This window comes from Pseudomonas sp. P7548, assembly GCF_013386585.1.
In the GTDB taxonomy this organism is placed as follows: domain Bacteria; phylum Pseudomonadota; class Gammaproteobacteria; order Pseudomonadales; family Pseudomonadaceae; genus Aquipseudomonas.
The window spans coordinates 1-23,934 of sequence record NZ_JACARO010000049.1 but is presented as its reverse complement, the minus strand read 5'-3'; the positions used below and the strand labels follow the sequence as shown (position 1 = coordinate 23,934).

The following is a 23,934-nucleotide window of genomic DNA, read 5'->3' as shown; positions in this document are numbered from 1 at the left end:
GTTGCGCCGGATTCAAGGACGCCATCGCCGGCAAGCCGGGCTCCTACAGAACGTGGGGGATCAGGCGGTGTCTTTGAGCCAGAGCTTCTCGAAGCGCCAGGTGCTGAACAGCGACGCTTCGGCACTGGCACCGCCGACGCGTGTGGACACGCTGTCGAGCAGGTCGGCGTAGCCCCAGATCAACATGCCGCCGCGCTCGTATTGGATCTGCTGCACCTGATGCACCAGGGCCTTGCGTTTCTCCAGGTCGGGCTGGGCCATGGCGGCGAGGAACAGCTCGCTGAATTGCGGGTCGTTGAAGTGGGTCTTGTTCGACACCGCAAACGGCGCATCGGTATGAATCGCGCTGGCCAAAAACGGCGCACCAATGCTGCCGCCAGTGCTCAGGGTCCAGTCGTTCTTCAGCGGGCCCTGGAAGGTGGCGAGGTCCACTTGCTTGACCTTGAGGGTCACGCCAATGCGCTTGGCCTGCTCGGCCAGCACCAGCGCCGAACTCAAACCCGGCCCCGGCGTGGTGACCAACTCGACTTCGAGGTTTTCCTGGCCGGCTTCCTTGAGCAATTGCGCGGCGCGTTGCGGGTCATGGGGGCGCGGACCCAGGCTGTGGTTGAAGGTGGGGTCGCTGGGCGCATACAGGTCGTTGGCCACGCGGCCCTGGCCGTTGAGGGCACGGCGTACCAGCTCATCGCGGTCGGCCAGCAGGCGAAACGCTTCACGCACCCGTGGGTCGTTGAACGGCGGCTTGTCCAGGTTCATGTCGAAGGACAGCCAATTGCCGGTCACCGACTTGATCACCTGCAGGCGCGGGTCCTTTTGCAGGATCGGCAGTTGCTCGGTGGGCATCACATTGGCCATGTCGATCTGCCCGGCGCGCAAGGCGGCGAGGCGTGCGACCTGGTCCTTGAAGTCGATGATCTCCAGCTCATCGGCGTAGGGCTTGCCGTCTTTGTAGTAGTTCTCGAAGCGGGTGAACAGCGAGCGTTGCCCCGGGGTGAAACTCTTGAGCTTGTAGGGGCCGGCGCCTACGGGGTTGGTCACCGGGTGGTAGTCCACCGGCACGATGCCGCCAAAGTTGACCCAGGTTTCTGCCAGCGGCATGTAGCTGCGCCCCTCGCGAAAGCCCAGGCGCACGGTGCGGTTGTCGAGCTTGACCAGGTTGTCGCGGTCGACCCAGTGCAGCAGCGCGGCATACGGTGACGCCAGTTGCGGGTCGGTGAGGCGGCGAATCGAGAAGATTAGGTCGTCGGCGTCGATGGTCTTGCCGTTGTGGAACTCCAGGCCCGGGCGCAGACGCAAGGTCCAGGCACTGGCGTCGGCATTCGGCTCGGCGAATTCGGCCAGGGCAAGGCGCGGTTGCATCTGCTCGTCCCATTCCCACAGCTTGCTGTACAGCGCAAAGCCGCGAACGATACCGCTGCCCACCGGCTTGTGCGCATCCAGGTTGCCGCTCTGGTTGCCGTCGAGAATGCCCAGGCGCAGGCGCCCGCCATAGCGCGGCTGGTTGTTGCCGGCGGTGGCGGTAGGCGCGTCACTTGGGCCGCAACCGGCCAGCAGCAGGCCGCCGCCGACGGTTGCGCTGTAGCCGAGAAAGTCTCGGCGGCTCAGCAGTAAGGTCATGGCATCAGGCTCCGCCGTTGGCTGAGTGCAGCTCGCGCAGCGGCTCGGTGCTGCGGCTCAGCTCGGCGCGCTCGCTGCGAAAGTGCGGCAGGATGTGCTCGCCGAGGCGATAGGCTTCTTCGAGGTGCGGGTAGCCGGCGAGGAAAAACAGGTCGATGCCGATGCTGTTGTACTCGCGGATCCGCGCCACCACGTTTTCATAGCTGCCCACCAGCGCACAGCCCGGTGGGATGCCGATGTAGCCGAAACCGGTCCACACGTTGGGGTGGATGAAGAAATCATCAAAACCCTGGGTTTCGTTCTTCTCGGCAAAGCCATGTTCGTAGCTGAGTTTGCGCGCAGTGCGCAGCCCGGCGTGGGCGGCCACTGCCTTGACCGCGCCACGGGCGATGCCTTCGTCGAAGAAGCGCTTGGCTTCGGTACGCGCCAGCTCTTCGGTCTCGCGGGTGATCACATCAATCGACAGGCCAAAGCGAATGTCGGTGCGCCCCCATTTCAATGCGCGCTGGCGCAGGTCGGCGATCAACGCGGCGATTTCGTTCGGGTGCTCGGCGCGCATCAGGTAGAAGTCGGCGTGCTTGGCGGCAAACTCTCGTGCCGCCACCGAAGAGCCCGCTGTGCAGATCAGCGGCAGTTGCGCCTTCTTCAGCGGCCCGCGCAGGCCACCGCCGTCGGCTTTGTAGAACTTGCCGTCGTAGTGGAAGGTTTCGTTGTGCCAATAACCCTTGACCACGTCCATGAACTCGGTGGCGCGCTCGTAGCGTTCATCGTGATCGCTGTAGTCGCCGACCTGGCGCTGGATCACGTCCGAACCGCCATTGATGATGTTCCACACCAGACGGTTGCCAGTGGCGCGCTGGTAAGTGGCGGCCTGTTGCACCGCCACCCACGGGGTGTAGTGGTAGGGCTGGAAGGCGGTCACGAATTGCAAGGTGCGGGTCTCGCGGGCGAGCAGCGAGCAGACCGTCCAGGGTTCTTCGCCGGTGGGCGCGTTGACCATCAATGCGCCGCCAAATTTATTGATTTCCGCCGCCTTGGCAATCTGGCCCAGGTAGTCGATATAGGTGAAGTGGTCGCCCACGCTGAACCCCGAGACGGCGCCGGTGCTGTTGGCGCCGCCGCGATGCCAGTCGCCCCGGTTGCGCGGGTCGCCGGGCAAAAACTGGGTTTCGCCGTGCAAGGGCAGGCGGGTGAAGAATTCGATGCTCATGAAGCCTCCTGCTTACTGGGCGGTCGGGGCGCAGATCGGGGTGATCGGCTGGTCGTTGATGACCTTGTGGGCGAACGGGATCGAATCCCTGAGCGAGGCATTGACCGTGGCGCTGTGGCCCAGGCCTTTGTACAGGTGGCCCTCGACCACGGAACCGGCGTTGCAGGCGTCCTGCATCAGCTTGGTCTGGGTGGCGGCGGCAGGGGTGGTGTCTTCGGCGCCGGTGCCGATGAAGATCGGCTTGGAGGTTTTCAGGGTGGGGTACGACACCTGCGCGAGCCACGGCGCGAGCTGTTTGCCTTTGTAGTCTTTCTTGGTATTGGCAATGCTCAGGCCGAGGCCTTCCACGTCGCCTTCCAGGGCAAACAGGCAACTGGTGCGGGCCTGTTCGAAGATCGGCAGGGCTTTGTCGGTGTAAAAGTCGGCCGGGTTGATGCTCGGGTCGTACTGCTGGGCGGCGAGCAAGGTGTAGAAGCCGTAGGCCAGGGTCGGGTCGACCTTGTTGCGCACTTCTTCGCTGGGGTTCTTGGCGTAGTCGAGGGTGTAGATCACGCCGGTGCCGACGCTGCCTTTCACGCCCAGGTCGGGTGCATAGGTGGCCGCGTAAGCGGCAGCGGCAAACGCACCGGCACCACCTTGGGACTGGCCGACGATCAGCACTTTGTCTGCCAGGCCCGGTACGCCGGCGACCACCGCTTTGGCGGCGTCGAGAATGCCGTAGGCGGCCATGCGGCTGTTCAGCAGCGGGTGGCCGCCGGGAACGCCGAGGCCCTGGTAGTCGGTGGCAACAATGGCGAAGCCTTCGGCCAGCCAGCGGTTGAGGTATTCCACATCGCGGTACGAACGGCCTTGCCACGACGGGGCGCACACGTCGGCCACGCCTACGGTGCCGTGGCCCCAGCTCACCACCGGCCAGCCACCTTTGGGCGGCGTGCCCTTGGGCAGGAACAGCGCGCCGGAGACCACGACCGGGGTCTTGTTATCGATGCCGTTGGTGGAGGTGTACAGAATGCGCTGGGCACTGGCGGCGTTGGCCAGGCTGATGGTCTTGTCCAGCGGCTCGCTGCGCAGCAGTTTGCCGGGGGTGGCCGGGATGGCTTTGTCCCAGGTGTAGAACGCCGAGACACGGCCGTCGCCCTGCAGCGGGTCGGGTTTTGGCGCGTAGGCGTCGGCGGCGAAGACGCCCATGGACAAGGCCAGGATGCTGAGGCCGAAGGCAAAGGAGTGCGGCAGTTTCATTATCGAATTCCCTATTACGGATGGGTGCTGACCTGGCCACGCAGGGCCGGCCAGTAGTCGGTGAGTTTCAGGTCGATCAGCGCCTGATGGGTAAAGCCGGTGGCCAGTGACGGGCCGATGTCGTAGGTGTCGCGAATCAGGTGGTTGGCCAGGGCATAGGCGGTGAGCGCCTGGTAGTGGGCCTTGAGCTGCGCATCGCTTTTCGGTGCCCAGCGTTCCTTCCAGGCCACCGGGTCGTTTTGATCGTCGCGGCGCAGCACGCTTTCGGCGGTGCCGGCGCGGGAAGACAGTTGGTAATAGGCGTCCTGGTTCTGCGGCTGGGAAATCCACCACGCCGCCTTGACCCAGGCGGTGGCGAGCAACTGAGTGATGTCCGGGTACTGCTTCACGAAGGCCTCGGTGCCCCACAGGTCAGAGACCAGGCGCCAGTCGTTGCTGCCTTGCTTGGTCGACCAGATGATCTTGCCCACGCCCTTGTCTTCCAGGGCATAAGCCTCGCTGAGCAGCACGGCGGCATCGACCTTGCCTGCCGACACGGCAGCGGCGCCAACCTGCGGGTTGAGGTTGGCGATCTTGAAGTCGTCGAGGGTCAGGCCTTTGCTCGCCAGGAAGTTGCTGAACGCGAACTCCCACGGCCGGCCACGGTGCAGCGCCAGGCGTTTGCCCTTGAGGTCTTCGATGGTCTTGGCGCTGGAGCCTTCGGGCACCACCAGGTAGATGTTGTTGCCGCTGCCACCGGGCACGATCAACTTGCCCGGCACGCCGCCGGCACCGGCGATCACAGACGGCAAGTCACCGCGTACGGCGAAGTCCAGGCTGTTGTTGCTGAAGCCTTCGTTGATCTGCGGGCCGGCGCCGGCGTGGGGCAGGGCGATCCATTCGAGCTTCACCCCGCGTTCACGCAGTTGCGCCTCCAGCCAACCGTCCTCGATCACCCGCCCGGCGATGCCGCCGAACACCGGTTTGCCACCTTGGGTGTAGGCGACGATGGCGATTTTTACTGAGGCCGGGTCTGCGTGGACTGCGCTGAATGCCAGCACCCCGAACAGCACCGCGATGCTCTTGCGCCAAACGTTTTTCATGGGTGTTCTCCCTACCTGAATGAGCGATCCCCTGTAGGAGCCGGCTTGCCGGCGATGAGGCTGCAAGGCCTAAGGGCCTCATCGCCGGCAAGCCGGCTCCTACAGGGGGAATCGTGTTGGGAGGGAGAGAGCAGATTGCATGCCAGGCGCTGTCACAACCGCTCTAGCCCGCGTAGGGCAAGGGTTTCAGCGATTCGGACAGGGGGCCGCCCCACCCGTGTTGCTGGTGAGCAAACACGCAAGTGCTGGCTGATTGCTGCTCCAGCAGCAGCGGGGTGTTGGGTTGTTGGTATATTCGATCAGGGAATATATAAATATTAATTTATAATTAAATGGTCTAGAAAAGTTCATGCACTATTGAGCACGCGCTTTTACTGCCAGGAATGCACCATGTCGCTGATCACCCATCCCAATGCCCGTGAATTGACCAAGTCGGTGCGTGCCACCGTGCTGGTCTTCAAGGACCCGCGCTCCCAGGAATTGCTGGCGCGCATTGAGCGCCTGGCCCCCAGCGAAGCCAACACCTTGATCATCGGCGAGACCGGCACCGGCAAGGAATTGGTGGCGCGGCACATCCACACCCTGAGCCGTCGCGGACGCGAACCGTTTGTGGCGGTCAACTGTGGCGCCTTCGCCGAAACCCTGGTGGAAAGTGAACTGTTCGGCCATGAAAAGGGCGCCTTCACTGGCGCTACCACCCACAAGGCCGGTTGGTTCGAAGCGGCGAATGGCGGCACCTTGTTTCTCGATGAAATCGGCGATTTGCCCCTGAACATGCAGGTCAAGTTACTGCGCGTGTTGCAGGAGCGTGAAGTGGTACGCCTGGGTTCGCGCACGCCGATTCCGATCAATGTACGGCTGGTGGCCGCGACCAACGTCAACCTGGCCGACGCCGTGGTAGCGGGGCATTTTCGCGAGGACTTGTTCTACCGTTTGCACGTCGCAACCATCCGCCTGCCACCTTTGCGCGAACGCCCAGGGGACATCCTGCCCCTGGCTGAATTCTTCTTGGAGGAACACTGCCAGCGCCTGGGTTACAACCGCGCGAGTCTGAGTATCGAGGCCGAGCGCAAGATGCTCGAACACAGTTGGCCGGGCAATATTCGCGAGCTGGAAAACGCGATCCACCACGCACTGTTGGTGTGCCGTAACCAGTGGGTGCAGCCAGCGGATTTGCACCTGGTGGACATGCGTTCTTCGGGCATTCGCCAGGAGGAGGCCAGTCATGCCCCGCTGGCGTTGAGCGGCCCGGTGGACTTGGAAGGCGCATTGAATGCGTTGTTCGAACAGAACATCCCGGACCTGTACGAGCACATCGAAGAGACGATCTTTCGCGCGGCCTATCGCTACTGCCACGGCAACCAATTGCAGACGGGGCGCCTGCTCAATATCAGCCGCAACATCGTGCGCGCCCGCCTGGAAAAAATCGGCGAGCTGGGCAAGCCGGTATTACTCGACGGCCAGTAATGCTAGGTTTTCGAACTTCTCTCACCACTGGAGGGTTCAACGTTGATCCGACTGAGTGACTTTATTGCCGATTTTTCCACCTCTGCGCTGGCGCCGTGGGCAGACCTTGCGCCCTGGGCGCTGGTCATCCAGGCACCGGTGATCGTTCGCCAACTGCTCGCCGAGTTGCCCGCTGACGACTACCACATCGACGGCGACGTGGCGGTTCACCGCACGGCCATCGTGGAGCCGGGTGCCTTGCTCAAGGGACCGTTGATCATCGGCGCCGAGTGCTTTATCGCCAGTGGCTCGTTGTTGCGTGGCGGCTGCTGGCTGGACGCGCAGTGCATCATCGGCCCTGGCGCCGAACTGAAAACCTCCTTTGTCTTCCGTGGCAGCAAGCTGGCGCATTTCAACTTTGTCGGCGATTCGGTGCTGGGCCATGGCATCAACCTGGAAGCCGGGAGCATCGTTGCCAACTACCGCAATGAGCGCGCAGACAAGGAAGTGCTGGTGCGCGTCGACGGGCACTTGCAGCGTACCGGTTGCGACAAGTTTGGCGCGTTGCTCGGTGATCAATGCCGCATCGGCGCCAATGCGGTGTTGGCGCCCGGTGCCGTGCTGGCGCCTGAACGTGTGGTGGGACGCGGGCAAGTGTTCGATGCAGAGGTGTCTGCCTAAACGCAATGTTGAAAAGGGCATGGTGTGCCGGCGCGTTATTAAATAGAATGAATCTCATTTGAGACTCACTCGCGCCGCGCAGGTCTGTTGCCATGAATGATGCTGTTGCCTCGACCCACGCCCCGGAACACACGCTGTCGAGCCTGTACCGCGACCATCGCAGTTGGCTGGAAAGCTGGTTGCGCCGCCGCCTGGGCAACGCCTGGGATGCAGCGGACCTGAGCCAGGATACGTTCCTGCGGGTGCTGGCCAGTGCTCAACCGGTCGCGCAGATGCAGGAGCCCCGGGCGTACCTGGTGACAGTCGGCAAGCGTTTGCTGGTGAATTTTCATCAACGGCGCAGTCTCGAACAGGCTTACCTGAACGCCCTGGCGAGCCTTCCTGATGCCTGCGTGCCGTCGCCGGAACAACGCTGGCTGGTGCTGGAAACACTGCAAGCTCTGGACGAATTGCTCGACGGCTTGCCGACTCTGGTGCGCCGTGCGTTCCTGTGGAGCCAACTGGAAGGCCTGGGCTATCGCGAGATTGCCGAGCGGCTGGGGGTGTCCGAACGCACGGTAAAACGCTACATGGCCCAGGCCTACGAGCATTGTTTGCTGGTGGACCTGTGAGCCGCGACGTCGCCCGCGCCGCTGCGCAATGGCTGGCACTGCTGGAATCCGGCGCAGCCACCGAAGGCGATCACGCCAACTTGCAGCAATGGCGCGACAGCCACCCCCAGCACGAACAGACCTGGCAGAAAGCCCAGTCCTTGCGCCAGCGTTTCAACGACTTGCCCCCGGCGCTGGCGATGGCCAGCCTCGACCGCCCGCAACCTGGGCGTCGCGCCGTGCTCAAGCGTGCGCTGGGCCTGGCGGCACTGGTGCCGACAGCCTGGTTGATCAGCCGCCAATTGCCCATCGAGACCTGGCGTGCCGACCTGCATACCGCCACCGGCGAGCGCAAGCGCCTGCCATTGGCGGATGGGGCCAGCTTGCAGCTCAATACCGCGACGGCGGTGGATGTGGATTTGGCGCAGCGCCGTATCACCCTGGTGGACGGTGAACTGGCGCTGACCGTGCCGGGCCCAACAGCGATGACGCTGCGCACGCGCTACGGCGAGTTGGAGGTGAGGGAGGCCGACATTTGCGTGCGGCAACTGGCTGCGGGTTGCCGGGTGTCAGTGCTCAAGGGTTCCGTGCAGGTGCGCGACTTGAATGGGCAATTGGCAACGTTGCAGGCGGGGCAGCAGGCGTCGCTGAATGCCGGCGGACTGGGCGCGTGGGCACCGTTTGACCTGTCGCAACTGGGCTGGCGTGACGGTGTGCTGACGGCGCAGAACCAGACGCTGGGTGACTTCCTGCGCGAGTTGGAGCGTTATCGCCCGGGCGTGTTGCGCTGGGACCCAAGCCTGGAAACGCTGCGGGTGACGGGCAGCTTTCGCCTGGATGACACGGATCGCATTCTCACTTTATTGGCCTCTACCCTCGGCCTGGAAGTGCACGCACGTACCCGCTACTGGGTCACCCTGACCCCCCGCAAATCCCTGGCCTGACACAACCTCGTAGGAGTCCGGTTTGCCGGCGATGGTGTCCTCAAGGGCCCCATCGCCGGCAAGCCGGGCTCCTACAGGGGTGGGTCAGATGACGTGGGCACGTTGCAGCTCGGTCAGGGACAATGCCTTGAGCTGGGCCAGCAACGGGTCGCGCCGATCCCTCGGATGTGGCAGGTCCACCGCCAGTTCCTGACGAATGCTGCTCGGTCGGTTGTCCATCACCAGCACCCGATCACTCAAATACAGCGCCTCATCCACATCATGGGTCACCAGCAACAACGCGATGGCATGGTGCGCCGCCAGTTGCAGCAGCAAGTCCTGCAGCTTCATGCGGGTAAACGCATCCACCGCACTGAACGGCTCATCCAGCAGTAACACCTGCGGGCGTGAATACAGGCCGCGCGCAATGGCTACCCGTTGCGCCATGCCACCGGACAACGCCTTGGGCAGCGCCTGGGCGAAGCCCGTGAGGCCGACTTCCTCGATCAGTTGGGTGACCCAGGCTTTGTCGTAACGGTCGTCGTCGCTGAAGCCGATGTTCTGTTCCACCGTGAGCCAAGGCATCAGCCGGGGTTCCTGGAACACAAACGCGACCTCGCCCTCGGGGCTGTGCAGTTCTCCCTGATAGTCCTGCTCCAACCCGGCCACGATCCGCAACAGTGTGCTTTTTCCGCAGCCACTGGGGCCTAGCAGGCTGACGGCCTCACGCGGTTGCAAGGCCAGGCGCACATCCTTGAGCACGGTGGTGGTGGCGAAGCTTTTGCGTTGAACATGGATCTGCAACAACGGCTGGCTGCTCATTGCTCTGCTCCTTGGCCATTGAAGGTGTCGCGCCAGGCCAGGCAGCGTTTTTCCAGCGCGGCCAACAGGCCGTCGGTGATCTTGCCGAGTACCGCCAACACGATGATGGCTGCCAGGACGATGTCTGGCCGTGAGGTTTCCCGCCCGTCACTGAGCAAATACCCAAGGCCCTTGGTGGCCGCGATCAACTCGGCGGCCACCAGGAACATCCACGCCAGGCTCAAGCCGCTGCGCAACCCGGTAAACAGGCCGGGCAGGGCGGCCGGCAGCAGGATCCGCCGTACCAGCCGGCGTCTGCTGAAACCGTACATCTGCCCGACCTCCACCAGCTTGCGATCGATGTCGCGGATCGCCGCCACGCCGTTGAGGTACACCGGGAAAAACGCGCCAATCGCGATCAGCACGATCTTCGAGGTTTCATCGATGCCCAGCCACAGCAGCAACAACGGCACCCAGGCCAGGCTCGGGATCGAGCGCAGCCCGGCGAAGGTCGGTTCCAGGTAGGCTTCGGCCTCGCGACTCAGGCCGACCCAGGCGGCAAACACCAGGGCCAACCCTGCGCCGATGACAAAGCCCAGCAACACCCGTAACAGACTGGCGCTGATGTGTTTCCACAACGCACCTTCGGCGAGGTCAGTGAGTGTCGTGGCGACCTCACTGGGCGCCGGCATCTGGTACGACGGCAGCCAACCCACACGCACCACCACCTCCAGCACCAGCAGGATCAATGCCGGCAACACCAGGCCCTTGAGGCGGCGCGGCCACGCACTGCGGTTAATCACCACCGGCGCGGCAAGCGGCAGTGCTTGGGTTTTGCCTGTCATCACGCGCTCCTTAATGGCCGAACGAGGTGTCGATCAACTGGTCGATCACCTGGTCCACATTCACGCCTTTGCGCACCAATTCTTCGGACACCAGGATCGGCGCGGCGGCCTTGGACGCCACCACATCCTTGTTGCTCAGGAAGGGCGTGCTCAGGTCGGTACGCGACAACTGCAGCTTGGCCACTTCCAGCGGCAGGCCGGACTCGTCGGCGAGCAATTTGGCGAACTCATCCGGGTGCTTCACCGCCCAGTCGCGGGCTTTTTCGTAGGCACCGAGCACTTTGGTGATGGTCTGCGGGTGCTCCTTGGCGTACTTCTCGGTGACGCTGACCACGCCGTAGCTGTTGAAGTCCTTGTTGCGGTACAGCAGGCGCGAACCGGCCTGGATTTCGCTGGCGGCCATGTGCGGATCGAGGCCGGCCCAGGCGTCCACGTCACCTTTCTCCAGCGCGGTACGGCCGTCCGGGTGTTGCAGGTGCACCAGTTCCACGTCGTCCTTTTTCAGCCCGGCTTTTTGCAGGCTGCGCAGGGTGAACAGGTACGGATCGGTGCCCTTGGTGGCGGCGATTTTCTTGCCCTTGAGGTCGTTGACGCTTTTGAGTGGCGAGTCCTTGCGTACCACCAGCGCGGTCCATTCGGCGCGGCTGTAGACGTACACCGATTTGATCGGGCTGCCATTGGCGCGGCTCAACACCGCCGACAGGCTGGCCGACGAGGCGAAGTCCACGCCACCGCTGTTGAGGTACTCCAGGGAACGGTTGCTGCCCTGGCTCAGTACCCAGCCGACTTTGGTCTGCGGCAGTGCCTGCTCCAGCCAGCCGAAATGCTTGAGCACCAGGCTCACGGGCGAGTAGTAGGCGTAATCCAGGTTGACTTGGGCCGGGTCGGTTTCTGCGGCAAATGCCTGGGGTTGAAGGCACAGGGCGAGGGCGCACGCGCCGAGTAAACGTGTGGTGAAGAGGGTCATGGAACAGCTCCGGGCTACATAAGCGAACAAGGCGTTGAGAGAAGGCTTTTCTTATATTCAGAAAACTGAAACGGCATGTTCCATCATGCTTTATAGGAATATGCAGTCTCTGTGCCAGCTCGCGCGGAGGCGCATTTGCGGGGTTTTACGCTGAACGTACTGTGATGGAACAGGGCAGAGTGTTGATCCACTGTTGATAGGCGAACAGTGCTTATATATCCATTAAGAATAAATAAAGAGTTATATATTCCTTTTAATGTCTTCAGCGTTGGCGCATTTTGAGGGCCTGCGCATTCGTGCGGATTGACCCAACAGCCAAAAGGAAAGCCGACATGACCATCAAAGCGATCAACGTGCGCAACCAGTTCAAGGGCGTGATCAAGGAAATCCTGCTGGGGGAGGTGGTGTCTGAGATCGACGTGCAGACCGCGTCCGGGATCGTGACCTCGGTGATCACCACCCGCTCGGTGCGTGACCTGGAATTGAAGGTGGGCAGTGAGGTGATTGCCTTTGTGAAGTCCACTGAAGTGTCCATCGCCAAGTTGTAGGTATCTGAACAGGGAGCCGGCCAGCCGGTTTCCCGCTGTTCTTATCCAAAGTTATTACCTTCTGCATCATGCTCACAAGCGCAATGCTTGATAATAAATTAACTGGGAACTTATTGGGCACGTTGTAAATAGCATTGTTCAGATAATTCTTACATTGACGCCCTTTGCCATTTTGTATGTTCAGGCCAGGGAATCATGTTGCAGGGAGGGCAAGGTTATATATCTATAGTTCGGACACTTATGCACCTAAACTCCTCGGCAACCGGCTCGCGTCATATTCCCATTTTTTCCCCCAATGAACACGCGGGTGACGCCACCCATAAGCGTACGCGCAGGCAACTTCCTAATACTGCCGACCTGCCGGCCACTCCGCCCCCTGTTGTTATACCGGATCACGACGTGCCTGCGAATTTTATCAGCAAGGTCAGCCAGGCTAAGTCGGGGCTCAACTATGAGTCGTTCATGAACGGTTACAACAACCCTTTTGCTGTCGTGTTGCCGGGTTATTTCAAGGACATGAGCAATATTCAGCTTATGCGGCTGAGCCTGGCCCCGTCGTTCACTCCGGAGCAGATGGGTGCTTTGAAGTTTATGATTGAAAAACGACTGGGTAACGAAAGACTTGAAGATGTCAATCTGTTTACGAAAATAATGACGGGTGAGGGTGTAAAAGTAACGCCGATGTCCCAGGGATTCTATCTGCGGGTCATCAACCAGTTGTCCCCAGGGCAATGTGCAGGAATATCGCACTTAATGTCGCTGGCGATAGCCGAGGGAAAAGAGCATATCTTTCTGGGTAACATCTATCAGGCGCTTGCGGATCCGGATGCGCCTGAGTCCCAGGCGTTTTTCAAGAAACTGGCTCAAGTACACGCGGTCGTTACAGATCCCGATGTTGCGCATGATCCGAAGACCACGAAGTTTGTGCCTCCTGCCGCCATCGCCTCGGAACTGATCAACTCGCTCACCACCAAGACACTCTTGATCAGCACTGGTGGTCACCGTGTGACAGCAGGTGTCATTGTCAATCCCCAAGGACAGCACGCCTACTACTTCTTCGATCCGAACTTTGGTTTTACTATGTTCTCTTCCAAAGAAAGCTTTAAAAAAGGACTGAAAAATATATTTGAACACCCCGCGCTGAAGGGTTCTTTGGAGACAGAATTTCAGAGTGGCGGAAAACCTCTGTACAAAATAAGTGTATTTAATCCTGATCACCTGCCAGCACTTTCTGGCGCGTCAAACGATATAAGATTTATGTACAACGCTCCTCTCAGTGGGCTGGATACTCTCAACATTATCAATGTTTCACATGTTCCAACGGCGGAACATCTGACGTTTCAGGGAGCAGGGCCATCTTCTGCCGAGATGACCGACTACAACAGAGTTTCGTATGAGTTGAAACACGTGCATAGCTCCAAGGGGATGTCGCAGTTTCATAAAGCGATAGAGGCGGTGGCCGCTGTAAGGCGTTTTATGCGCCATCATCCAGGCAGCGCGCTTTCGCCTCGTATGATCGAACTGGAGCAGAAGTTGATCGCTGCAATCAATGAGGCGCGCGGGCCGGCTGACTACCCCTATGCCTTTGAGCGTATGGAACAAAAGCGGGCTCATCTGGTTATCGATAAACTGGGGAAATACAAGCAATCTGAGAGCGCTGTTATTCAGGGCATCGAGTTCAATATGGCTCGCGATCTCAGTATGGGGCCTGACCAGTCACAGCACGTGACCGACGCAATAACAGCCGCGTTGCTCAAGCTTCAGCAAAGTGATCCAGGTGTGGTGAAGTCACTGGGTTCGACCATCAATGTCATCATTGCCAAACCCGGTAGTCGACCGCAAACGCAGTTGTTTATGAGGCGTCCTCCTGTTTTGATTGTCGGTGATGATTTCTTCAACCCTCCTGCGGCCAAAGGCGGCACTGTCGCGGATCAAGTGGGTCGCCAGGCTCAACGCAACGGCGACGCTCCAATCACCGCAAAACAAGCGGCGTTGCTGCTCGGAAAGCTCGGCATGCTGGGTCATTACAACGGTGATTCCGGCGGGTTTCTGAAGTTGGTGGATGGCGCGCCGGTCAGTTCGCACGCCAATCCACGCCAAGTGGTAGAGGGCGCCTATACCGCGCGTCTCTATGGGGTGCGTTTGCACAGCAATACCCGAAACGCGGTCGAAAACCTGTTGTTGCCAAGCACGGATAAGTCAGCGCCCGCCGCGCCCCAAGGACGCAATACATTCTCCAGAGAGGGCGACGCTGAACTCAAGCGCCTGCAAGCCCAGGACGCCAGCCAACCGCCAATCCGCGTTGGCGAGATGGACGTCAGTCGCGCCGAGCTTTACCAAATGGGGGTACAGGTTGGCGGCAAGCCGGTAGTAGGTGCAATGGTCCCTGATTCGCAGGGACATACAACCGGTAAGGTGCAGATCGACTACACCCGCCTCCTGGCGTACCTGCAATCGGCGCCGCCTGAAGACGCTGAACGCATGGCAAACATTGTCAGCGAACTGGCGGCCAATCGCAGTCCCACTGACGCTCCTTTGATGACTCGCAGCGATGGCGGGCTCGTTCCTGACACGCTTCAGAAGTTTGTCGCTGAAACATCACAGCGATCCGCGGCAGTACGTGATCTGGTGCGTAGCGGGAAACCAATGCCCTCCGATTTTTTTTCCCCGCCAGCGACTGGCAAGCCCGGGGCAAAAACGAATGCCGCCGGGCTTGGATTTCGGGCTTTCAGCACGTATCAAGGGTTGCGCAGTTCTATCGAGAGCCTTCAGAAAGGCGATACAACAGAGGGTGTCATCGGCCTTGGGGCGGTGGCATCCGATTATGTCGGGATGGGGGTCGAAGCTGGCCTGAACAAGGTGGCGCAACATACCGCCAGCAAGATGGGGCCTTCGGTACTTGGCTTCAAAGCGTCCAGCGTCGGCAAGATGATAGGAAAAGTCGGGGGTGGGGCCGGCCTGGTCATCAGTGTTCCCTTTGACATCTACCAGGCCGTCAAATCCTTTAAAGATGCAGGTGAAAGCACCGGGAAACAGGCTCAAGACCATTACGTCAACGGTGCATTTTCGATTGCCAGCGCGACGACATCGATCGTGCTGGGCACTGCGTTTCTTGCGGGCACCAGTGCTGCAGGGCCGGCGGGGCTGATTGTGGCGGGGGTCTTGATGACTGCGCAGATGATTTACACGGCTGTGCGTACCGTAGAAGACATTGAGAAATACACACCGCTGACGGGAGGGCAGAAATTCGTCACCGGCGTTAAATCATTCCTGGGTTTTGAGCCAGGATTCGATGTGATGAAGCCCTATCTGGAAAAGAAATACAGCACCGAATACGAGCAGCAGAACAGGGCCCGCTACCAAGCGTTTCTGGACGGCCCGGGCAAAGAACAGTTTGAGCGGGTGGTGATCGGCTCAACAGATGTCGAGGCCAAGCAGGTGCCGGGTACGGTCCCGCTGACGCCGGCGCTCTGGTATTCGCCCATTACCTGGTTGCTGCACCAGATCAGTGTGCCGGGCCAAGTCACTAAGGTTGAAGCCGCGGGCGGGAATGACCATATTTCAGGTACGTTCAACTCATGGAACGGCAAGTCTGTCATTGCCGTAGAGGGTGTACCCGGAGAGCACAAGACCACGCTGTGGGATCTGGGTGGTGGCGATGATTGGGTGACGGGTATCAAGTCCAAGCCCAATTACTTTTTGATGGGCGGCGGCAAAAAGAGCATTAACGGCGGGGACGCCGACGATACGGTGGTGTTTAACGCCGATGCCCGTCAGACGTTGTCGCAGGCCGAGCAAGTGGGTTCGACGACCGCCAAGGACGGCACCAGCCCAAGGCAAACATCACTCGATGGTCACGGTGGTCGTAATACCCTGGCATTTTCCGGTGCATTGACAACGTCGTACAAGGAAGACGGGCAGGATAAAACCGCTCGATACGCAGGCCACGTGATTAACTTCAAGACGAATACGATCTCGGTCAAAACCGAGGATTCGAATACGGAGGGGGTGAAGAAAATCGCGTATTTTCAATCGTTTTCCAGCGTGAGTACGGTCGAGGGCGGGGAAAGCTTTATCCAGGGCAATGATGAGAACAACCTGTTCACCCTCAACGGTGAAAAGGATGTGGTGTTCACCGGCAAAGGCGCGAACGTTGTGCGTGTGCAGGGCGGTGCCCACATTACGGGAGAAGGCGGGCACAACACCTACATCGTGAACAAAGGGTACAGGAAGGTGGTGATCGACGACCCGGCCAGCAGTGTCGTCAAACTCGACTACAGCGCGGCACAGATCTCCGGATGGCGCGTGTCGAGTACGGGTGATTTGTCGGTTGATGTGAGTGACGGCACGCCGGGGAACAGCCGAACGCTGCTTTTTACGAGGGCGTTCTCCAGTGATGCAAAGGACAATAAGGCCCGACCTGTGTTCATCACCAACGACGGGGTGATGATGGTGATCAACGCACCGCGTCGAGACGGCTCCGCGGACCGAACGCTGCAGGTGAACAGCCTTAAAATCCAGGCTGATACGTCTAAGCCTGAGTCGCTGTCAGCGGCCTGATAGCCCCATCAGCTGGCTGGCCACCTCGCCAAGGTGCCAGCCAGTCAATGGCCATGTGCAGGCCGGTCAGATGATTTTTGCGCCGCTGCCCCCCGGTGGGTGAGGTTGCGGTTTCTCCGGCGGAGCGTCCGACGGCAGTTGCTTGGGCGGCGTGTTCGGGTCTTCGTAGTGCTTGTGCAAGCCCCCGTCCAGCCGGTTGCTCGACGAGCCACCTTTTTGCGGCGTTTCGTCGAAGTGTTCCCATTCCGATTGCTGGAAGCGAAAGATACTGTCGTCGGTCGGCGCGTCGCGGCCGCCGTAGTGGTGGATTTCGTAGTGGGCGTACTCGACCTTGTCGGCCCAGTTGTCCTGCAGCAGGCCGTCGCCGGCCAGGTCGCGGTACCAGTCGTTTTCTTTCTCGGTGGCCTTCTGCTTTTTGTTGTGATCGACAAAGTAGCCGATGATCCCACCCACCACCGCCAGTACCACACCCACCAGGAACAACGGCCCGGTCAGCGCCGCCGCCGTGCCTGCGCCAAACAGTGCGGCGGCACCCAGTACCCCGGCCGAGGCGCCGAATGCACCGCCCGCCACTTGCAGGCCGCCGGCCGCCTGGGCCAATGGGTCTTTGCTGTCGACACCGCTTTTGATCGCCAAGGCGCCCAACACGATATCGGCAAACCCCCCGGCGATGTCGGTGGCCGGGCCGAGCACCTTGATCACGGAGCCGGCAATCTTGGCTGACTTGGACGCGCCCAGCTTGGCCGCGCCCGCGGCGGCCAGGCCGTCATCCAGGTGGGTGGCCAGGCCTTCGGTGGCTTCGGTGACGGCCTTGTCGCCTTCGCCGAACAGCTTGGAGATGCCGTCGTACTGGCTGTCGGGCACGGCATCCAGGGCGGTGGCGATCTTGTTCTTGACCTCGGTGGGCAGCTCGCTGGTGCGGAATTCGAAGTTCGGCTCCTGCAGGCCGTTCTTGCCCCAGATTTCCGGCAGGGTCTTGTCCAGTCCGAGGAAGTCCACCAAGCCGCCTTTGCCCAGGGTTTCGCCGATCTTGTCGCCCAGGCGCACAAAGTGGCTGGAGCCGCCGGCAAAGCTGAGGAAGTCCTTGGCGATGGTCATGCGCTGGGCCGGGGTCTCACCCAGCTTGCCGCCTTTGCCCACCAGTTGGTAAATCGCCGAGAACATCGTCACACCGGCGCCGAGGGAGCCGAGGATGCCCTTGCTGTTGAGGGTGTGGAACACCTCGCCGAGCATGCCGCGATCGGCCACCGGGATATAGGGTTTGCTCAGGGCGGTCTTGAGGTCGGCTTCGCTGATCGCACCGTTGTTCTTGTACACCTCGCCGAGTTCTTCCAGGGCCTTGGTGACGGCGGCGGATTTCTCCTTGCCTTGCAGGCCTTCGTTGAGGAATTTCTCCAGGGTTTCCTGGGAGCGGCGCGGCAGGTCGAGCAGGGTGCCCTTGAGCACGCCCTTGAGCAGGCCGAACAGGTCCTTGGTCGCCAGTTCCTTGTTCTCGTCGGAGATCTTGCTCGGGTCCGAGAGGATCGCGTTGAGGTCGGTGGTCAAGCCGTCGGCCTGGATGTTCTGTGCGGCCTTGCTCGCGGCTTCGGGGTCGAACAGCGACAGCGAGGTGAGGGTGTCGCTGAGGTCCTTTTGCGCCTCGGAGGTCTTGCCCTGGTCTTGCAGGTCCTTGAGGTACAGCACGTAGTCCGGGTTGGCGGTGAGGTCCAGCAGCTTCTGCTTGATCTCGTCCTTGTTCGGCAGCTTGTTGATGGCGTCGTCCATCTTCGCCTTGTAGTCGGCCTGCACCGTCGGGTCTTTGAACAGCTCGCCGATCTGTTGCTGCACGGCCTTGCCATCGATGATGTCGTGCATGTCGGCCGAGGTCAGCTCGGTCTGCTTGTCATCGAACTCGCGCCACGTGGTGTTGAACGGGCGCCGCGCTTCTTCATAGCCGGTGATGCCATGGCCGTTCTGGTAGGCGGCCTGGGCTTCCAGGGCGCGGACCAGCTTGGCCCGTGGGTCGTCCTTGGGAATCGAGCCGTCCTTGACGCCGGCGCGGTAGGTGTCGATCAACTGGGTAGTGGCCAGTTCGCTCACGCTGAGGGTCGGCGACTTGTCGTCCTTTTCATCGGCGTGCACGCCGGTGTCCATGTTCAGCACATCGAGGTCGCCGGCCTTGGGCAGGTTGTGCTTGCTGCGGGTGTCGTCCACCGCGCCGGCGCTGAAGGCGTCCCACTTGGCCTTGACGTCGTCGTAGAGCTGCGGGCTGAGCTCCTTGGACACGATGACCTTGCCTTCGCTGGTTTCATAGCGGATCAGGCCGTCACCCAGTTCATCCGGGGAGCCGAAGGTGATGTCGGTGTTTTTCAGGAAGTCGTTCGGCCCGGCCAACTTGTAGCCAGCGTCTTCGCTGGTGTGGATCTTGTCCCAGGTGTCATGGGCAGTCGCGACGCTCTTGAACAGCTCGGGGCTGACGTCGGACGACACCACCACCTTGGTACCGTCGTGCAGTTCGTAGGTGAGGATGCTGTCTTTCTGGTCGTTGTTCCAGCTGAAGGTCTTGTAGTCGTTCAGCCCTGGAACCGGGGTGTTGGCATCGGCGAGCACCGCGCCGTTGTTGAGTTCGCCTTCGACCACGGCTTTTTTGTCCGGGTGGGTGTAGACCTCGTGCAGGCCCGCCAGGTAGTCGAACAGCTTGGGGTTGTCGTCGCGAGCCACGACCATTTTCTGGCCGTTGCTTTCAAAGCGGATCAGGCCCGGGCCCACTTCGTCTTCGGGGCCAACGGTGGTGCCGGCGTAGGGCGGCCACACTTCGTTGTCGCTGGCGCGCTTGTAGCCGGCATCTTCGCTGCTGGAGAGGCCCATGAAACTTTCGTAGTCGTTCTTGGCTTTCTGGAACGCTTCGGGGTTGTCGCGCTGGCTGACGACGAACTTGCTGCCGTCCTGGGTCTCGTAGCGGATCACGCCCGGGCCGGTTTCATCCGGTGGGCCGAGGGATTTGTAGTCGGCGAGTTTTTCCGGGGCCGTGGCATCGCCGCCCAGGCTTTGATAGCCGGCATTCTGGCTGGCGACCACGCCGGAGAGCGCCTTGAAGTCTTCGCTGACCTGCTTGAACAGTTCCGGGCTGTCGTGCTCGCTGACGATGACTTTCTTGCCATCCTGGGTTTCATAGCGGATCAGCCCGGGCCCGACTTCGTCGGGTGGGCCGATGGCCTTGTAGTCGGCGAGGGCCGGCGGTGGCGTGGCGTCCTTGGCGGCCAGCTCATAGCCTTGCTGCTTGCTGGCATCGAGCCCCGACGGCGTCTTGTCCTGGGCCTCGACCTTCTTGTTGGCGCTGTTCTTGAGCAGCACATGGAACGCCGCGCCGGATTTGGGCGGCGTGCGGGGAAGGGCTTTGGGGTCGGACGCGCGATCGAGAGGCTGTGTCGTCATGCCATGGAACTCCTACTGTTACCGGTGGGACGTAGCGGTAAAAACAGTAACAGCAGGGGTTGGGCACTCGTTGCGAAAAGTTGTGAATTAGGCCTGGCGGTGGCGCAGCGCCTGCTCCATGCGTTTAAGGCCTTCTTCAAGCATCGCCCGTGGGCAGCCGAAGTTCAGGCGCACGAATTGTTGGCTGTCATCACCGAACTCGATACCGGCGCTCAAGCCGACTTTGCCTTGTTCGAGGAAGAACTGCTGCGGGTCGTCCAGGCCCAGGGCGCTGCAATCGAGCCAGGCGAGGTAAGTACCTTGTGGCGCGTGCATCACCACGCCCGGCAAACGGGTCTGCACGGCGTTCAACAGGTAATCACGATTGGCTTGCAGGTACTGCACCAGCGCGTCCAGCCATTCGCCGCACTGGCTGTAGGCGGCGCGGGTGGCTTCCAGGCCCAGGGGGCTGACGCTGTCGACCATGCCACAGCGTGCGTTGTTGAAGCGCTCGCGAATTTCAGCGTTCTGCACCACGGCAAAGCAGGTCTTCAGGCCGGCCACGTTGTAGGCCTTGCTCGCCGACATCAGGGTAATGGTGCGCTGGGCGATCTCTGGGCTGAGGCTGGCGGTAGGAATGTGGCGACGGCCGTCGAAGCACAGCTCGGCGTGGATTTCGTCACTGATGATCAGTGCGCCGTTTTCCAGGCACGCATCGGCCACGGCTTGCAGCTCTTCGCGGGGGAAAACCTTGCCCATGGGGTTGTGCGGGTTGCTCAGCAGCAGCGCGCCGGCGCCCTTGAGTGCTTCGCGCATTGCGGGCAGCGGGGTGTGGTATTCGCCGTCGATCAACTCGAACGGCACTTCGATGCGCGGCAGGTTCCAGTGACCGGGCGCCAGGCGGATCGGACGGTAGTTGGGGGTTTGCAGCACCACGGGCTGGCCCGGTTGCACAAAGGCATGCAGGGCCATGTTGAAACCGGGCTCCACCCCGGGCAGGAACAACAGCTCCTCGGGCAACACGCGCCAGGCGTACTTGGCCCACAGGTCCGCGACGATGGCGTCGCGCACATCCGGGCCGGCCACGCTGTAGCCCAGCACTTGCTGGTCGAGGCGCGCGTGCAGTGCCTGCAGAATGGCGGGTGGCGCGGCGATGTCCATGTCGGCGATCCACATCGGCAAAACGTCTTGCGGGTAACGGTTCCACTTGGTACTGCCGGTGCCGAGGCGAGGGTGGATCGTGTCGAAATCAAAGCTCATGGAGGGGCTCGTGTCAGGGAGGCGGGCAAAGAATGGCGCCGATTCTAGCGCCATTAATTTTATAGGCCAGTGCTGATTGCCTCCGACAGTTGCCGATGGGCCTGCTCGACGGCCCGTTTGACCGCATCTTCACCCCGCACCATGGCGCCCAGGTAAACGAACTCCACGCTGCGGATGCCTACCGTCGCGAGGATGGCGGTCATGTAGGGCGTGAGAAAGTCCGGTTCATGGCCCTTGCGCGAATTGCCGGAACTGACCAGCACAAAGGTGCGCCGGTCGTCCAGCAGGCCGACTTTTTCAAACTGTTCGTTGACCGTGAAACTGCGCTGGATGCGCACCACATGGTCGACCCAGGCCTTGAGCGCGGCCGGCACGGTGAAATTGTGCACTGGGGTGCAAATGATCAGCAGGTCGCAGGCCTCCAGTTCAACGATCAACTGCTCCGACAAGGCCGTGGCGTTTCCACTCAGCCCGCCCGTGCTGGTCAGTGCATTGGCGTACTCGCGGGTCAGCGGTGGCAGCGCTTGGCCGCCGTAGTCGCGCTCGATGACCTCAGCCCCGGGCACCAAGTCGCTTAAAAAGGCGCGAGCCAGCTTGAAGGTGTGCGCGGCCTTGCCGTGGGGGCTGAAACTGAGGAGCAGGGCGCGGGTCATTGGTTCAGGTCCTGGGAAAAATGCAGGCCCTTGGGCAACAAGCCCTGGCGGAAGTAGAAACGCTGGGCCAGGGCCATGTGCAGGCCGGTGTCCAGGACCAGGTAGCGATAACCCAGGGCGCGGGTTTCCTCGCGCACGCGCTCGAGCAGTTGTTCCCCCAGGCGCCGGCGTTGCAGCGCGGCGTCTACCACCAGGTCATCCACATAGATGAAGCGGCCATACAGGGTGTTCTCGGTGTGCCGGTAGCCGATCAGGCCGATGACCTTGCCGTTCTCGCAGGCGGCCAGCAGGCGATAGCCGTTCTCCCGCTGGCGTTGGATTTGCCGGGCAAACCCTGGCGCATCCGTGAGGTGCGGGCGCAGCTGCTGCATCACGGCAAAGCTGGCGAGGCAGTCGGCTTCGGTTTCCATGGGGGTGAATTTGACGTGCTCATTCATCGTTCAGGTTCTCCAGGTGCGCCTTGATCGCCGCCGGCACTTTGCGAAAGCTGATGGCGACGCGGTTCAGGGCGTTCATCAGGGCAATCGCCAGGGTCAGGTCGGCGATTTCCTTCTCGCTGAACACTGCCGTGGCCTCGGCGTAGTCGGCATCGGGAATCTGGGTCTGTGCCACGTGGGTGACGGTTTCGGCCCAGGCCAAGGCGGCCTGTTCACGCGGTGTGAACAGCGGCAAGCCTTCGCGCCAGGCCGCCAGCAGCATGATTTTTTCCAGGCTCACGCCCAGCTTGAGCAAGTCGCGGGAGTGGGCGTCCAGGCAGTAGGCACAGCCGTTGAGCTGCGAGACGCGCAGGTACACCAGGTCGATCAGTTCTTTTTCCAGGCCGCAGCCGTGGACATAGCTGTGTACCGAACCCAGGGCTTTGTAGCCGGCAGGGGCGGCCAGGGCGTAATCGAGGCGGTGTTTCATGGTGCGATCCTTATGTTCGTCAGGGGATGCGCCATTTTCGGTGGCCGGTGCGGTGCTCGACAGGGGCATGATTGGACAAGTGGGTTGGGACATGATCAGACTTCGCCTTGTCTTACCGCCGAGCCCGATTGCGATGTCGTCACTGCCCAAGTACCAGGAAATCTACCGGCGTTTTCGCCTGGCCATCGACCAGGGCCAACTGCGCCCTGGCGAGCGCGTGCCGTCGGTGCGCGCATTGGCCCAGGAACTCAAGGTGGCGCGGGGCACGGTGGAAACGGCGTACCAGTTGCTGGTCAGCGAAGGGTTTTTCGAAGCCCGTGGGCAGGCCGGCACGGTGGTTGCCGAATCGCTGGCGCAGGTGGCATTGAAAAGCGTGCCGGCGTCGGCACCTGTCACCTCCGGCCCGCGCCCCCTGCAAATGGGCCTGCCGGCACTGGATGCCTTCCCGCGCAAACTCTGGGCGCGGCTGGTCACCCAGCAAGTGCGGCGCACCGACGCCGACAGTTTGGCCATGGGCGATGTGTGTGGCGTGCAGGCCCTGCGCGTGGCCATCGCCAGCTACCTGGCGCTGTACCGCGGCGTGGAGTGCGCGCCGTCCCAGGTGTTCGTGTGCGCGGGGTATTCGGGCGGCCTGGCCTTGTTGTGCGATGTACTGGAGATGGCGGGGCAGCGTTGCTGGTTCGAAGACCCGGGGTATCTGCATGCGCGACAGTTGCTCCAGCACAAAGGCGTAGCGCTGGTGCCGGTGCCCGTGGATCAAGACGGGCTGGATGTTGAGCAGGGTCTGCGGCGTGAGCGTCAGGCGCGGCTGGCGATTGTCACACCGGCGCATCAGAGCCCCCTGGGCGTGGCGCTGAGTCCGGCGCGCCGTCAGGCCTTGCTGAGCTGGGCGCGGGAGCAGGGCAGTTGGGTGGTGGAGGACGACTACGACAGTGAGTTCCGCTACCGCGGCCAGCCGCTGGCGGCGCTCAAGAGCCAGGATGCCGATGACCGGGTGATCTACGCGGGCAGCTTCAGCAAGATGCTGTTTCCGGGGTTGCGCCTTGGGTATCTGGTGGTGCCGGTGGCGTTGGTCGAACCCTTTGAACGCAGCGCCCGGGTGTTGCAGCAGCGCAGTGCGCAATTGCTGCAGCTGACGGCGGCGGACTTTCTGGAGCAGGGGCATTTCACGCGGCATTTGAAGAAGATGCGTCAGTTGTATGCGCAACGGCGC

Annotated in this window: 19 protein-coding genes; 7 read left to right on the top strand and 12 right to left on the bottom strand. The window is 61.6% G+C overall.

The genetic code is table 11. The features are described from left to right. Nucleotides 1-60: 60 nt before the first annotated feature. Genes HX803_RS20695 through HX803_RS20680 form a run of 4 tightly spaced genes read right to left on the bottom strand, consistent with a single transcriptional unit; the run spans nucleotide 61 to nucleotide 5,148 of the window. Nucleotides 61-1,617 (bottom strand): ABC transporter substrate-binding protein, encoded by a 1,557-nt coding sequence (locus HX803_RS20695; RefSeq protein WP_178923044.1) that lies wholly within the window; start codon nucleotides 1,615-1,617, stop codon nucleotides 61-63. 4 nt (nucleotides 1,618-1,621) lie between these two features. Beyond that, on the bottom strand, nucleotides 1,622-2,827 hold the full coding sequence (locus HX803_RS20690; RefSeq protein ID WP_178923042.1) for an LLM class flavin-dependent oxidoreductase: 1,206 nt from the start codon (nucleotides 2,825-2,827) through the stop codon (nucleotides 1,622-1,624). A gap of 12 nt (nucleotides 2,828-2,839) precedes the next feature. After that, entirely contained in the window at nucleotides 2,840-4,066 is a 1,227-nt protein-coding gene (locus tag HX803_RS20685) for a lipase family protein (RefSeq protein WP_178923040.1), read from the bottom strand. 14 nt (nucleotides 4,067-4,080) lie between these two features. After that, nucleotides 4,081-5,148: an ABC transporter substrate-binding protein gene (locus HX803_RS20680; RefSeq protein WP_178923038.1), complete on the bottom strand. Its 1,068-nt coding sequence runs from the start codon at nucleotides 5,146-5,148 to the stop codon at nucleotides 4,081-4,083. A 390-nt stretch (nucleotides 5,149-5,538) separates the two neighbouring features. Here HX803_RS20680 and HX803_RS20675 point away from each other — a divergent pair, with 390 nt between their 5' ends. The 4 genes from HX803_RS20675 (at nucleotide 5,539) to HX803_RS20660 (ending at nucleotide 8,809) form a co-directional block, all read left to right on the top strand. Next, nucleotides 5,539-6,615 (top strand): sigma-54-dependent Fis family transcriptional regulator, encoded by a 1,077-nt coding sequence (locus HX803_RS20675; RefSeq protein ID WP_178923036.1) that lies wholly within the window; start codon nucleotides 5,539-5,541, stop codon nucleotides 6,613-6,615. A gap of 42 nt (nucleotides 6,616-6,657) precedes the next feature. Then, entirely contained in the window at nucleotides 6,658-7,275 is a 618-nt protein-coding gene (locus tag HX803_RS20670) for an LpxA family transferase (RefSeq protein ID WP_178923034.1), read from the top strand. Between the two features lie 92 nt (nucleotides 7,276-7,367). Beyond that, the gene (locus HX803_RS20665; RefSeq protein ID WP_178923032.1) at nucleotides 7,368-7,886 is read left to right on the top strand and encodes a sigma-70 family RNA polymerase sigma factor; all 519 of its coding nucleotides are present in this window, start codon (nucleotides 7,368-7,370) and stop codon (nucleotides 7,884-7,886) included. Then, nucleotides 7,883-8,809 carry a FecR domain-containing protein gene (locus tag HX803_RS20660; RefSeq protein ID WP_178923030.1) on the top strand — a complete coding sequence of 309 codons (927 nt, stop codon included), beginning with the start codon at nucleotides 7,883-7,885 and terminating at the stop codon, nucleotides 8,807-8,809. The genes HX803_RS20665 and HX803_RS20660 overlap by 4 nt, the downstream gene beginning before the upstream one ends. Nucleotides 8,810-8,893: 84 nt before the next feature. On the opposite strand, the gene HX803_RS20655 is transcribed toward HX803_RS20660, so the two are convergent. From HX803_RS20655 to HX803_RS20645, 3 genes are read right to left on the bottom strand one after another with little or no spacing between them, the layout of a single operon-like run. Beyond that, nucleotides 8,894-9,610: an ABC transporter ATP-binding protein gene (locus HX803_RS20655; RefSeq protein ID WP_178923028.1), complete on the bottom strand. Its 717-nt coding sequence runs from the start codon at nucleotides 9,608-9,610 to the stop codon at nucleotides 8,894-8,896. Next, nucleotides 9,607-10,434: an ABC transporter permease gene (locus HX803_RS20650; RefSeq protein WP_178923026.1), complete on the bottom strand. Its 828-nt coding sequence runs from the start codon at nucleotides 10,432-10,434 to the stop codon at nucleotides 9,607-9,609. Before HX803_RS20650 ends, HX803_RS20655 begins: the two co-directional genes overlap by 4 nt. 10 nt (nucleotides 10,435-10,444) lie before the next feature. After that, on the bottom strand, nucleotides 10,445-11,401 hold the full coding sequence (locus tag HX803_RS20645) for an aliphatic sulfonate ABC transporter substrate-binding protein (protein WP_178923024.1): 957 nt from the start codon (nucleotides 11,399-11,401) through the stop codon (nucleotides 10,445-10,447). A 332-nt stretch (nucleotides 11,402-11,733) separates the two neighbouring features. Here HX803_RS20645 and HX803_RS20640 point away from each other — a divergent pair, with 332 nt between their 5' ends. Then, entirely contained in the window at nucleotides 11,734-11,949 is a 216-nt protein-coding gene (locus tag HX803_RS20640) for a molybdopterin-binding protein (protein WP_003173733.1), read from the top strand. A 240-nt stretch (nucleotides 11,950-12,189) separates the two neighbouring features. Then, nucleotides 12,190-16,509 (top strand): hypothetical protein, encoded by a 4,320-nt coding sequence (locus tag HX803_RS20635; protein ID WP_256732894.1) that lies wholly within the window; start codon nucleotides 12,190-12,192, stop codon nucleotides 16,507-16,509. A 66-nt stretch (nucleotides 16,510-16,575) separates the two neighbouring features. On the opposite strand, the gene HX803_RS20630 is transcribed toward HX803_RS20635, so the two are convergent. The 5 genes from HX803_RS20630 to HX803_RS20610 all read right to left on the bottom strand — a co-directional run bounded on the left by HX803_RS20630 (nucleotide 16,576) and on the right by HX803_RS20610 (nucleotide 22,721). After that, on the bottom strand, nucleotides 16,576-19,923 hold the full coding sequence (locus HX803_RS20630) for a hypothetical protein (protein WP_178923022.1): 3,348 nt from the start codon (nucleotides 19,921-19,923) through the stop codon (nucleotides 16,576-16,578). A gap of 87 nt (nucleotides 19,924-20,010) precedes the next feature. Continuing rightward, entirely contained in the window at nucleotides 20,011-21,162 is a 1,152-nt protein-coding gene (locus HX803_RS20625; protein ID WP_178923020.1) for a MalY/PatB family protein, read from the bottom strand. Between the two features lie 59 nt (nucleotides 21,163-21,221). Beyond that, nucleotides 21,222-21,815 carry an FMN-dependent NADH-azoreductase gene (locus HX803_RS20620; protein WP_178923018.1) on the bottom strand — a complete coding sequence of 198 codons (594 nt, stop codon included), beginning with the start codon at nucleotides 21,813-21,815 and terminating at the stop codon, nucleotides 21,222-21,224. Beyond that, nucleotides 21,812-22,252 (bottom strand): GNAT family N-acetyltransferase, encoded by a 441-nt coding sequence (locus HX803_RS20615; protein ID WP_178923016.1) that lies wholly within the window; start codon nucleotides 22,250-22,252, stop codon nucleotides 21,812-21,814. Before HX803_RS20615 ends, HX803_RS20620 begins: the two co-directional genes overlap by 4 nt. Then, on the bottom strand, nucleotides 22,245-22,721 hold the full coding sequence (locus HX803_RS20610; RefSeq protein ID WP_178923014.1) for a carboxymuconolactone decarboxylase family protein: 477 nt from the start codon (nucleotides 22,719-22,721) through the stop codon (nucleotides 22,245-22,247). Before HX803_RS20610 ends, HX803_RS20615 begins: the two co-directional genes overlap by 8 nt. A gap of 133 nt (nucleotides 22,722-22,854) precedes the next feature. Here HX803_RS20610 and HX803_RS20605 point away from each other — a divergent pair. After that, on the top strand, nucleotides 22,855-23,934 hold a 1,080-nt coding region (locus tag HX803_RS20605), incomplete at its 3' end, for a PLP-dependent aminotransferase family protein (protein WP_178923046.1).

What these genes read in the sequence shown, in the direction of transcription:
- HX803_RS20615 (WP_178923016.1), bottom strand. Translation starts at nt 22,252, where the DNA reads ATGAATGAGCACGTCAAATTCACCCCCATGGAAACCGAAGCCGACTGC.
- HX803_RS20610 (WP_178923014.1), bottom strand. Translation starts at nt 22,721, where the DNA reads ATGAAACACCGCCTCGATTACGCCCTGGCCGCCCCTGCCGGCTACAAA.
- HX803_RS20675 (WP_178923036.1), top strand. Translation starts at nt 5,539, where the DNA reads ATGTCGCTGATCACCCATCCCAATGCCCGTGAATTGACCAAGTCGGTG.
- HX803_RS20695 (WP_178923044.1), bottom strand. Translation starts at nt 1,617, where the DNA reads ATGACCTTACTGCTGAGCCGCCGAGACTTTCTCGGCTACAGCGCAACC.
- HX803_RS20680 (WP_178923038.1), bottom strand. Translation starts at nt 5,148, where the DNA reads ATGAAAAACGTTTGGCGCAAGAGCATCGCGGTGCTGTTCGGGGTGCTG.
- HX803_RS20690 (WP_178923042.1), bottom strand. Translation starts at nt 2,827, where the DNA reads ATGAGCATCGAATTCTTCACCCGCCTGCCCTTGCACGGCGAAACCCAG.
- HX803_RS20665 (WP_178923032.1), top strand. Translation starts at nt 7,368, where the DNA reads ATGAATGATGCTGTTGCCTCGACCCACGCCCCGGAACACACGCTGTCG.
- HX803_RS20620 (WP_178923018.1), bottom strand. Translation starts at nt 21,815, where the DNA reads ATGACCCGCGCCCTGCTCCTCAGTTTCAGCCCCCACGGCAAGGCCGCG.
- HX803_RS20650 (WP_178923026.1), bottom strand. Translation starts at nt 10,434, where the DNA reads ATGACAGGCAAAACCCAAGCACTGCCGCTTGCCGCGCCGGTGGTGATT.
- HX803_RS20655 (WP_178923028.1), bottom strand. Translation starts at nt 9,610, where the DNA reads ATGAGCAGCCAGCCGTTGTTGCAGATCCATGTTCAACGCAAAAGCTTC.
- HX803_RS20645 (WP_178923024.1), bottom strand. Translation starts at nt 11,401, where the DNA reads ATGACCCTCTTCACCACACGTTTACTCGGCGCGTGCGCCCTCGCCCTG.
- HX803_RS20630 (WP_178923022.1), bottom strand. Translation starts at nt 19,923, where the DNA reads ATGACGACACAGCCTCTCGATCGCGCGTCCGACCCCAAAGCCCTTCCC.
- HX803_RS20685 (WP_178923040.1), bottom strand. Translation starts at nt 4,066, where the DNA reads ATGAAACTGCCGCACTCCTTTGCCTTCGGCCTCAGCATCCTGGCCTTG.
- HX803_RS20625 (WP_178923020.1), bottom strand. Translation starts at nt 21,162, where the DNA reads ATGAGCTTTGATTTCGACACGATCCACCCTCGCCTCGGCACCGGCAGT.
- HX803_RS20635 (WP_256732894.1), top strand. Translation starts at nt 12,190, where the DNA reads ATGCACCTAAACTCCTCGGCAACCGGCTCGCGTCATATTCCCATTTTT.
- HX803_RS20640 (WP_003173733.1), top strand. Translation starts at nt 11,734, where the DNA reads ATGACCATCAAAGCGATCAACGTGCGCAACCAGTTCAAGGGCGTGATC.